Genomic DNA, 10449 nt, shown 5'->3' with positions numbered 1-10449 from the left:
GGACAACCATGGCCTGACTGGAACGGCGCGTTGCAACAAATGTGGGAGCGGGCTTGCCCCGCGAAGCGCCGCGCGGGCGGCGCTCGATCTCAAGGCCAATGAAAAAACCAAGCCAGGCACCCGCCAGCCCCACCGGCGCCATCAACCACCGGCGCCATCAATGCTTCAACAACAAACGCCCCTCGATCGGCACATACCGGCTCGCCGCACGGATCAGCGACATCGCGGTCAACCCTGGCACGCCATACACCACCGCCTCGGCGCCATGGCGCTGGATCACCCGCTCCAGCAGCAGATCGAAATCACCATCACCCGACGCCAGCACCACCTGGTCGACGCGGCTGGCTGCATCGATCACATCAAGGGTGATGCCCACATCCCAGTCACCTTTTGCCGAGCCGTCGCTGCGCTGAATGAACGGTTTGAGGCGCACGTCGAAACCCAGGTTGCGCAGGATCTGCTGAAACTGCTGCTGCTTGCTGTCGCCACGGTCGATGGCATAGGCCACGGCTTCGACGATCTCGCCCTCGCGGCTGACCTCGTTCCACAGCGCCGTGTAATTGAAGTGGCAGCCGTGGGCTTGGCGCACGGTGTAGTAGAGGTTCTGCACATCGGCGAACAGTGCGATTTTCTTCACTACATACCCTCGGCTGAAAGGGGCGCGAAGCGCCCCCCAAAAAGGCCTGCAGTATGCCAGACCGATCAGACGAAGGTGTCGTCGTCCGAGAAGAACCCGCCATCATCGTTGCCATAGTCGGTGTCGGCAAAGCCACCCTGGTCATTGCCCCAGCCACCGTTGTCGGCCACCTGCTGCTGCGCACCCTGGTCCTGCCAGCCGCCGGTGTCGCTGGCCGGCGCAGGCTCTTCCTTGATCACTTCAACCACTTCCTCCGGCTGCGAATGGTGGTTGAACAGGCTGCTGACACCTTGCGCCAGCAGTACGCCACCGGCCACGCCGGCCGCGGTCTGCATCGCACCGCCCAGGAAACTGCTGGCACCGCCGCGGGCGGGCGCGGCGCCAAAGCCGGGTTGCGCGGCCTGCGGTTGGGAAAAGCCCGGCGCGCTCGGCTCACGCCAACCGCCGCCAGAGGCAGCTGGAGCGGGCGGCCGCTGTAGCTGCTGGGGTTGTAGGGCAGGCTCCGGGTTTCGCGCACCCGAGCCAAAGATGCTGGACAGGAAGCCGCCGCCGCTGTTGTTGCTGCTGGCGCGGGGTGCTTCGGCCTGGGCGCGGGCCTGCTTGAGCTCGGCTTGCAGTTGTTTGTTCTGCTCGTCCAGGCGCTTGAGCGCAGCCTCTTGCACCAGGATCGCCTGGGCCATGTAGTAAGGGGCCGCAGGCTGCTGACGCAGGTGCTCCTCGATCCGCGCCTGCGCCTGCGCGTCACGCGGCTGGCTCGGGTCTTCGGCTTGCTTGATGCGGCCGAACAGGCCGTCGATCAGGGTTTGTTCTTCGGAATTCATGGGCTACCTCATGGGGAAGCGGGACGTCGGACGTGTCAAAGATGGGGCGCGCGGGCCAAGGATTCAATCACCCGGCCGGTGAAACTTTTTTCAGCAAGTGACTGCTCTGGGCTAAAGTTAGGCCCCTGCTTTTACTGCCATGCGATGTTGACTGATGAATCCGCTGAGCGTTCTGCGCGACTCCCTGCACTTCTTCCGCTACCACCTGACCAGCATCATTGCCCTGTGCTTGCCGCTGGTAGTGCTCGAGGCCCTATTGACCCAACTGCTGAACCGGCAGATGGCCGACCAGGCCTCACCTGCCTACGGCATGCTGGTAAGCCTGCTGTTCTACCCGCTTTACAGCGCGGCGCTGATCCTCTACCTCGACACCCGCAGCAATGGCCAGGATATTTCCAGGCGCGACCTGTTCGCCCGCGCCGTGCAGTTGTGGCCGCAGCTGGCGCTGCTGCTGCTGATCAGTTCGCTGCTGATCATGGCGGGCCTGGCGTTATTCATCGTGCCGGGCGTGTGGATCATGATCAATCTGGTGTTCGCCGAGTACCTGCTGGTGCTGCGCGGCCTTCCGGTGGTGCAGTCGATGCGCGAAAGCGCGCGCATGACCACCGGGCATTTCATGCGCATCTTGATCTGCGTGGTCAGCGTACTGGCACCGATCTGGCTGATCGAGGGGCTGCTGCTGATGGCCTTCCCGGAACCGGCGCCTGGTGTGGTGCTGGCGATCAACAGCCTGAGCGGTTTCCTGCAGCTGTTCAGCACGGTGGTGCTGTACCGCCTGTTCATGTTGCTGGAGACAGAAGCCACCGCGTGAGCACCCCGCAACCTGCCGCCGCGGTTCTTGCGAAAGCGCCTGAGCTGCGTCGGCTCAGGTACCACGCGGTTTGGCACGCGCGGTCGCTTCGGCCACCAGCGGGTCTTCGGGCCAGTAGTGCTTCGGGTACCGCCCTTTCAAGTCTTTTTTCACCTCGGCATAGGTGGTGCGCCAAAAATTAGCCAGGTCCTGGGTCACCTGCACTGGCCGGCGAGCAGGCGACAGCAGGTGCAGCTTGACCTGCTGACGGCCTTGGGCGATGCGTGGCGTATCAGCCAGGCCAAACAGCTCCTGCAAGCGCACGGCGAGGATCGGCGGGGTTTCGCTGTAGTCCAGGCGGATATTCGAGCCAGACGGCACGGCCAGGTGTGTGGGCGCCCATTCATCCAGGCGCTGGGGTAGCGGCCAGGGCAGCAGATTGCGCAGGATCGAGGGCAGGTCCAAGGCCGCGAAATGGCTGAGGCGCGAAACCTTGCCAAGGTAGGGCTGCAGCCAGTCTTCCAGGCTGGCCAGCAGCGCCTCGTCGCCCAGGTCGGGCCATTCACTATGGCCGCCCTTTTCCAAGTCGAGCTGACGCAACAGCGTCACCCGCGCCTGCCACTGGCGCAGCTCTGGCGTCCAGGTCAACAGGTTCAAGCCTTTGCGCCGTACCAGGCCCAACAGTGCCTTGGCCCGGGCTTGGTCATCCAGGCCAGGTAACGGCTCGCGGCTGAGCACCAGTTCGCCGACTTTGGTCTGGCGCTCGGCACGCAACACCTGCTCGCGCTCGTCCCAATCGAGGATGTCGAAACGCTCGACCTGCTCGGCCAGCACATCATCGAGCAGCGCCGGGTCGAATTGCGCCGCCAGATAAATGCGTTCTTCCCGCTGACCCTGGCGGCTACCGAGGTCGGCGACCACCAGCCATGGGCATTTCATCAACGCATCGACCTCGGCGAACAAGGCGGCGCGACCATTGGCCAGGCGATACTCCGCCCCACCCTCGCGCCGCTGCTGCGCAACCCGGTCGGGATAGGCCAAGGCCAGCAAGGCACCCAGCCAGCGCGGGTGATCAGGGTCGGCAACCGCCGCCCCAGCCTTGCCGCGCAGCAGGCCGCGGTACTGACGGGCCAACTGCCGGGCACGCTGCACCCCACCGTGGCCGCCACGGTTGGCCTTGCTCTCGCCACTCAGCAAAGCCAACCGGCTGTGCAGGTCGGCCCCGCCACCGCGCTGGATATCACGCTCGCCCAACAAGGCGGCGACATCGCAAGCCATGGCGGCCAGGCCAAGGTGCTGGCCGCGCAACAGCAAATGGGCAATGCGAGGGTGCGCCGGCAGTTCGGCCATGGCCTGGCCGTGCTCACTGAGGTTGTCGCGACTGCCTGGCTTGAACGCACCCAGCCGCGCCAGCAGGTCCTGAGCTTGGGAAAAGGCCGCGGCTGGCGGCTGGTCCAGCCAGCGCAATTGATCCGGCGTGACACCCCACCGGCCGAGCTGCAAGGCCAGCCCCGCAAGGTCCGCCTGAAGGATTTCGGCGCTACCGTGGGCTGCCAGCTGGTCATGCTGGCCTTCGGACCACAGGCGGTAGCACACACCGGGCTCGAGGCGCCCGGCACGGCCTGCACGCTGGGTGGCGCTGGCCCGGGAAATACGCTGAGTGTCCAGGCGCGTCATGCCGCTGCCGGGGTCGAACCGCGGCACCCGCGCAAGGCCGGCATCAATCACCACGCGCACACCGTCGATGGTCAGGCTGGTCTCGGCGATATTGGTTGCCAGCACCACTTTGCGCAGGCCCTTGGGCGCTGGGTCGATGGCGGCGCGCTGGGCGTTGAGGTCGAGTTCGCCATGCAGCGGGCACAGCAGAATATCGGGCCGCTCACCCAGCGCTTCCTGCAAGCTCTGGTGAACTCTGCGGATCTCGGCCTGGCCAGGCAGGAATACCAACAGGCTGCCGGTTTGATCGGCCAACGCCTGCAGCACGCTGTCCACCACTCGCGGTTCGATGAACTCCCCAGGCTGGAACGGCCGCCCCCAACGGATATCCACCGGGTGCATGCGGCCTTCGCTGCTGACCACCGGCGCGTCCTCGAGCAAGCGCGACAGGCGCTCGCCTTCAAGGGTGGCGGACATCAGCAGGATTTTCAGCGGATCCTCACGTAGCAACTCCCGGCCATTGAGGCTCAGCGCCAAGGCCAGGTCGGCATCGAGGCTGCGCTCGTGATACTCGTCGAAAATCAGCAGCCCCACGCCTTCAAGCGCAGGGTCGGCCTGCAAGCGGCGGGTCAAGATGCCTTCGGTGACCACTTCGATACGGGTCTTCGGCCCGACTTTGCTGTCCAGGCGGATGCGGTAACCCACAGTTTCGCCGACCTTTTCGCCCAACTCGCTGGCCAGCCGTTCCGCCGCCGCGCGCGCCGCCAACCGGCGGGGTTCGAGCATCAGGATGGTCTGCCCGGCCAGCCAGCTTTCGTTCAGCAGCGCCAGCGGCACACGGGTGGTCTTGCCGGCGCCGGGGGGTGCTTCGAGCACCGCTTCATCACGGTCTTCCAGAGCTTGGCGCAGGGCCGGCAAAACGGCATCGATTGGTAAAGAAATCATGGTGGTCCTCGAACAGTGACGCGAGTATAACGGCGAACCCAGCCTGCTCTATCATGGTCTTATCATCAGGTGCTGGCGCATCGCCCACCCTGTTGCACACCTTCTTCGGAGATTTAAATGCGCATCCCATCCCGCGTCATCGGTGGCGCCCTCATTGCCACCCTGCTGACCCAGCTGACGGCCTGTGGCACGCTGTTCTACCCTGACCGCCGCGGGCAGATCGAAGGCAAGGTCGACCCGGTCATCGTCGCCCTCGATGCCATCGGCATTCTGTTCTACGTGATCCCCGGCCTGATCGCTTTTGGCGTCGACTTCGCCACCGGTGCCATCTACTACCCCGGCGGTACAACGGCGCAAGTAGCGCCGGAAAAACTGCGCGAAGCCGTGTCGCCCGATGGCAAGGTCGACAACCTCAAGCTGCAGGCTATTCTCGAAAGCGAACTGGGCCAGCGCCTGCCGCTGGACGACCCGCGCCTGATCCAGCACCGCGGCAGCGTCGAGCAGCTGGCAGCATTCGGCATGGTACCGGCAGCCTGAACCCCGCAAGGAAGTCACCCAAGGCATGACCACCTCGGCTGAACACCAGCGCCTGTTACGCCTGGCCACCCGGGCTTCCCTGGCGGTGGCCAGCATTCTGGTGCTGAGCAAGGCCGTGGCCTGGTGGTTGAGTGGGTCGGTCAGCCTGCTGGCCGGGCTGACCGATTCGGCACTGGATGCCGTTGCCTCGTTCCTCAACTTGCTCGCCGTCCACTACGCGCTGCGCCCGGCGGACGACGACCACCGCTACGGCCACGGCAAGGCCGAGGCCCTGGCCGGCATGGCGCAAGCGTTGTTCATCGGCGTGAGTGCGGTGCTGATCGGGGTACAGGCGGTCGAGCGCCTGCAATCACCGCAGCCGCTGGGTGACACTGGCGTCGGCATCGGCGTGATGCTGCTGTCGCTGGTGCTGACCATCGCCTTGCTGGCGCTGCAACGCAAGGTGATCCGTGCGACCGGCTCGACAGCCGTACGCGCAGACTCGCTGCACTACCGCTCCGACCTGCTGCTCAACGGCAGCATCCTGCTGGCCTTGCTGCTGGCACGCTTCGGCTGGCCACAACTGGATGCGCTGTTCGGCCTGGGTATCGCGCTGTACATCCTCTGGAGCGCGCTGCAGATTGCCCGGGAAAGCACGGCAATCCTGATGGACAAGGAGCTGCCCGGCGACATCGGCGAAGGCATGGTCGAGCTGGTGCTCGGCATTCCGGGTGTAAAGGGCGTACACGACCTGCGCACACGGGTCTCGGGCAACCAATGGTTCGTTCAATTGCACCTGGAGCTGCCCGGCCAGTTGCCGCTGCACGATGCACACGCCCTGTGTGTACAGGCCTCGCAGGTGATCCGCCAGCGTTATCCGAAGGCGGATGTGATGGTGCATGCCGACCCGGTCTGAGGCTCAGTTGATGCTGTAGCCGCGGCCACTGAAACAAGCCCCCAGCGCTCGGCGATAGGTGTCTGCCACATTGCCCGGCGGTGCGTAGGTTGCCGTGGCCGGGTCGAACCCGGACTGGCTCACCGCCCAGCGATGGCACTGGTAGCGGTCCTGGTCTTGCTGCTGTTCGCCCTGCCCGTTCATCGGGTAGGCCACCACGTCATAAGCGTTGCCTGCGGGTACTGGCGCGGCCGGTTGCGGGGCAACGGCGGGCGGGCTGACCACGACGTATTGCTGGCTGTCGGCCAGGTATTGGTAATAGGTGTCGGCGACCAGGAAGAACAACGCGTCGCCCAGCCAGACTTCGCGGGCGTAGGGCGGCAGGTAACCCACCCGCACACCGTAGGGCGGGGTTACCACGATGTAGCTGCCACCGTGCGGGCGGTACCAGTAGCCACCGGAATAGAAATAGTCCTCGCCACGGTACGGCACTTTCCAGTAACGGTCGGGGAAATGGTCGACGCTGTGCCCAGGCCGGTATTGCGGCCCCGGCCCCCAACCATTGCCATGACCATCCGGCCGCCCTTGCCAGTCGCCGCCTGGCCGTTGGCCGGGGCCGCCCGCCTGCCAGTGACGGTTGTCGCCATTTTGCCGAGGTATATCCTGGTAATAGCCCTGCCGCGCAGGCTGGGTCTGACGCACTTCGTCACGCGAGTTGAGTGGCGAACGCCCTTCGCCTGCGCCATTGGGGTCCTGCCGGCCATTGCCGCCATGCCCCTCGTCCGGGCCCTGGGCCAAGGCGCCCCAGCTGATGCTCAAACCCAGCAAACCAACACCTGCCAACTGCCAGATGCGCGACTTCATGGTGTCCCTCACGGTAAGAAAACGGCACGCTGCCAGTCTACCGCGCCTGTAACCGGCGGGCAGATGAAATCGCGGACATGAAAAAAGGGAGGCCATTGGGCCTCCCTTCGAGAATTGTCGTCCGTGCTCGGCACTTGTGGTGCCGGCTCACCTCACACCGTCTTCTGGAAGGTGTGTAGCCCGGGGGCCTGGCGCATCCTGTTGGATGGCTGGCCGCGACCGCCCGCCTAGGGCGCGTCGCCGTGGACTGATGTCCGGGCAGTGATTCTGTTGATAAAGATACCGGGGCGGAGCCGGCAGCGGATTGCGAAGATTGCTCAGATAAATAGCACTTGCGCAATTTTTAACCCTGGATTGATAATTCACCGCAATCTGAACAGAAAAGGCCTTTTCCATGAGCAAGCTGGACCGCTACGACCTGAGCATCCTCGCCGAACTGCAGCGCGATGCGCGCATCTCCAACCAGGAGCTGGCCGAACGCATCGGCTTGTCGCCATCGCCGTGCTCACGTCGGGTCAAGCAACTGGAAGACGATGGCTATATCTCGCGCCAGGTCGCCCTGCTCGATCGCAAGAAGCTCGGCCTGAGCCTGACGGCTTACGTGCTGATCGGCATGGACCGGCACACGCCGGAGCGTTTCGAGACGTTCGAAGCGGCCATCCGCAACTTGCCACAGGTACTCGAATGCAGCCTGGTTACGGGTATGGATGCCGACTACCAGCTCAAGGTGGTGGTGCCGGACATGGACCACTACCAGAAACTGCTACTGGGCAGCCTGACCCGCATCGAAGGCGTCACCAGCGTGCGTTCGAGCTTCGTGCTCAACCAGGTGCTGGCGAGCACCGAGCTACCTTTGACCCACCTTCGTTAAATGCGCGCGCGGCCCGGCGTATAATCGCCAGCCCAGCCTGCCCGGAGAACACCGATGGATCCCGCCGTATTCGAAGAATGGATGATGATCATCCTGGTCACCGTGCTGATCGGTTTCATGGGCTTCATCGTCTGGGACCTGGCGAAAAAGTCCAAGGCCGGACGGTTTGGCACCTTGATCCTGTTCTGCGTGCTGGGGCTGGGCGTGCTGGCCTTCATCATCAAGAGCGTGGTGGTGGGGTTTCTGGAAGGGGTTTAAAGCTTGGCTGCAACCTCGCGCCAGCACCCCTGCTCCAACCCATCCAGCGACCAATTACCAATCCGCACACGCACCAGGCGCAAGGTCGGCAGCCCTACCGCCGCCGTCATACGCCGCACCTGGCGGTTACGCCCCTCGCGAATTACCAGCTCCAGCCAGCTGGTCGGCACACTCTTGCGAAACCGCACTGGCGGGTTGCGCGGCCATAGCGAAGGCTCATCAAGGCGCCGTGCTTCGGCCGGCAGCGTCGGGCCGTCGTTGAGCTCGACACCGTCACGCAGCTGCTGCAACTGCTCATCGCTCGGCTCGCCTTCCACCTGTACCCAATAGGTTTTCGCCAGCTTGTGCCTGGGGTCGGCAATCCGGGCCTGCAAGGCGCCATCGTTGGTCAGCAGCAGCAGGCCTTCACTGTCACGGTCCAGCCGCCCTGCCGGGTAGACACCCGGGATATCGATGTAGTCCTTGAGCGTCGCGCGCCCGTCCCCGTCGCTGAACTGGGTCAGCACATCGAACGGCTTGTTGAACAGGATCAGGCGTGGCTCCGCCGGTGGCGCCTTGGGCTGGCGACGTGGGCCGGCGGCAGGCCGCGCCTGGGGGCGGCGCGGCTTGGAACGGGGTGGCAGTGGCATGGATCCTCAGCGGAACGGCGGCTCATCGAAGCTGCGCAGTTTACGCGAGTGCAACGAATTGAGCTCGGTACGCAGCAAATCGAGGGCGGCGATGCCGATCTTCAGGTGCTGGCTGACCGCACGGTTGTAGAAGGCGTTGGCCGAACCCGGCAGCTTGATTTCGCTGTGCAGCGGCTTGTCGGACACGCACAGCAAGGTGCCGTATGGCACACGCAGGCGATAGCCCTGGGCTGCGATGGTGCCGCTTTCCATGTCTACCGCCACGGCGCGCGACAGGTTGATCAGCGGCCGCTCCTGGGCCCAGCGCAGCTCCCAGTTTCGGTCGTCGTAGGTCAGCACGGTACCGGTGCGCAGGCGCTTTTTCAGCTCCTCGCCACGTTCGCCGGTCACCTGCGCGGCCGCCTCTTGCAGCGCCAGTTGCACCTCGGCCAAGGCCGGAATGGGGATATTCGGCGGCACGACGCGGTCGAGGATACCGTCACGGCGCATGTAGGCGTGCGCCAGCACATAGTCGCCGATGGTCTGCGACTGACGCAGGCCGCCACAGTGGCCGATCATCAGCCAGCAGTGCGGGCGCAGCACCGCCAGGTGGTCGGTGATGTTCTTGGCGTTGGACGGGCCGACGCCAATATTGACCAGTGTCACGCCATCGCCGTCGGCGGCGATCAGGTGGTAGGCCGGCATCTGGTAGCGGTGCCAGACCACGCTGGCCACCAGGGCCTGCGCTTCGCCGTGGTCCATGCCCTTCTCGATCGCCACATTGCCCGGCAACACCATGCGCACGAAGCGCGGGTCTTCACGCAGCTGCTCCAGGCCGTGGCTGATGAACTGGTCGACATAGCGGTGGTAGTTGGTGAGCAGGATCCACGGCTGCATATGGCGCCAGTCGCTGCCGGTGTAGTGCACCAGGCGGCGCAGCGAGAAGTCCACGCGGGCGGCATCGAACAGCGCCAGCGGCAGGGTTTCGGCACTGCCCCAGTCGCACAGGCCATCGGCGATGTTATCGGTCGCGGCCGACAGGTCGGTGCTGGGGAATACCCGCGCCAGCTCGGCGGCGGTGATGCCGCTGCCGGCCAGTTCGTCACCCTGGTCGACCACATACGGGTAGGGAATATTCTGTTCGCTGACACCCACTTCGACGGTCACCGTGTAGTCGTGCATCAACGGGCGCAACTGTTCGAGCAGGTAGCCACGAAATGCCGCTGGCTGGGTAACGGTGACGCTGTAGGTGCCGGCCACCTGGACCTTGGCATAGGCGCGGGTGGTGGCGGCGACTTCGCCGTGGCTGTAATAGGTCAGGCGCAGCGCCGGGTAACGGTACACGGCGCGCTCGTCGGCGTCCGGCTCGGTGCGGTCTTTCAGGTAACGCTTGAGGGCCAGGCTGAGGGCCCCGGTGGCCTGTTCATGCAGGGCCGCCAGACGGTCGACGGCCTGTTCGGGAGTATCAACGACTACAAAGGCGTGGCTCACACTGTGCTTCCTGTCTGGACATGCATGTCAGCCATCTTGCCTGCCTTCGCCGCTAAAAACACCCCCATCGATCGGTGCTGCCGCCATTCGCGGGCAA

At 64.8% G+C, this 10449-nt stretch carries 11 protein-coding genes; 5 read left to right on the top strand and 6 right to left on the bottom strand.

Annotated elements, in window-relative coordinates; translation table 11 throughout:
- Positions 1–157: 157 nt before the first annotated feature.
- Entirely contained in the window at positions 158–637 is a 480-nt protein-coding gene (locus ACFY68_RS18840; protein ID WP_346614583.1) for an NYN domain-containing protein, read from the bottom strand.
- A 65-nt stretch (positions 638–702) separates the two neighbouring features.
- Positions 703–1458 carry a DUF2076 domain-containing protein gene (locus ACFY68_RS18835; protein ID WP_387530255.1) on the bottom strand — a complete coding sequence of 252 codons (756 nt, stop codon included), beginning with the start codon at positions 1456–1458 and terminating at the stop codon, positions 703–705.
- A gap of 154 nt (positions 1459–1612) precedes the next feature.
- On the opposite strand from ACFY68_RS18835, the gene ACFY68_RS18830 reads away from it, so the two are divergent.
- Positions 1613–2269, top strand: a complete 657-nt coding sequence (locus ACFY68_RS18830) for a YciC family protein (protein ID WP_387530253.1) — start codon at positions 1613–1615, stop codon at positions 2267–2269.
- A 54-nt stretch (positions 2270–2323) separates the two neighbouring features.
- Here ACFY68_RS18830 and hrpB read toward each other — a convergent pair whose 3' ends face one another.
- Complete coding sequence (hrpB, locus tag ACFY68_RS18825; RefSeq protein WP_387530250.1) at positions 2324–4849, bottom strand: ATP-dependent helicase HrpB; 2526 nt, start codon at positions 4847–4849, stop codon at positions 2324–2326.
- A gap of 117 nt (positions 4850–4966) precedes the next feature.
- Between hrpB and ACFY68_RS18820 the strand changes: the two genes are divergently transcribed.
- Both ACFY68_RS18820 and ACFY68_RS18815 read left to right on the top strand, forming a co-directional pair.
- Positions 4967–5386: a polyribonucleotide nucleotidyltransferase gene (locus tag ACFY68_RS18820; RefSeq protein ID WP_387530247.1), complete on the top strand. Its 420-nt coding sequence runs from the start codon at positions 4967–4969 to the stop codon at positions 5384–5386.
- A 25-nt stretch (positions 5387–5411) separates the two neighbouring features.
- Positions 5412–6281: a cation diffusion facilitator family transporter gene (locus tag ACFY68_RS18815; protein ID WP_387530244.1), complete on the top strand. Its 870-nt coding sequence runs from the start codon at positions 5412–5414 to the stop codon at positions 6279–6281.
- 3 nt (positions 6282–6284) lie between these two features.
- Here ACFY68_RS18815 and ACFY68_RS18810 read toward each other — a convergent pair whose 3' ends face one another.
- Positions 6285–7124: a DUF6515 family protein gene (locus ACFY68_RS18810; protein ID WP_387530241.1), complete on the bottom strand. Its 840-nt coding sequence runs from the start codon at positions 7122–7124 to the stop codon at positions 6285–6287.
- Between the two features lie 394 nt (positions 7125–7518).
- On the opposite strand from ACFY68_RS18810, the gene ACFY68_RS18805 reads away from it, so the two are divergent.
- A complete protein-coding gene (locus tag ACFY68_RS18805) occupies positions 7519–7995 on the top strand; it encodes an Lrp/AsnC family transcriptional regulator (protein WP_003249795.1) in 477 nt (158 codons plus the stop codon).
- A 54-nt stretch (positions 7996–8049) separates the two neighbouring features.
- On the top strand, positions 8050–8253 hold the full coding sequence (locus ACFY68_RS18800; RefSeq protein ID WP_346614590.1) for a DUF2788 domain-containing protein: 204 nt from the start codon (positions 8050–8052) through the stop codon (positions 8251–8253).
- Here the strand turns inward: ACFY68_RS18800 and ACFY68_RS18795 are convergent.
- Positions 8250–8882 (bottom strand): pseudouridine synthase, encoded by a 633-nt coding sequence (locus ACFY68_RS18795; protein ID WP_387530236.1) that lies wholly within the window; start codon positions 8880–8882, stop codon positions 8250–8252. The two genes, ACFY68_RS18800 and ACFY68_RS18795, sit on opposite strands and share 4 nt — an antisense overlap.
- A gap of 6 nt (positions 8883–8888) precedes the next feature.
- The gene (amn, locus tag ACFY68_RS18790) at positions 8889–10352 is read right to left on the bottom strand and encodes an AMP nucleosidase (RefSeq protein WP_346614592.1); all 1464 of its coding nucleotides are present in this window, start codon (positions 10350–10352) and stop codon (positions 8889–8891) included.
- Between the last annotated feature and the right edge of the window lie 97 nt (positions 10353–10449).

Origin of the sequence: Pseudomonas sp. NPDC012596 (assembly GCF_042902325.1) — a bacterium.
In the GTDB taxonomy this organism is placed as follows: Bacteria; Pseudomonadota; Gammaproteobacteria; order Pseudomonadales; family Pseudomonadaceae; genus Aquipseudomonas.
Note: the sequence above shows the minus strand (reverse complement) of the source record. Positions and strands in the feature narration are given on the sequence as shown.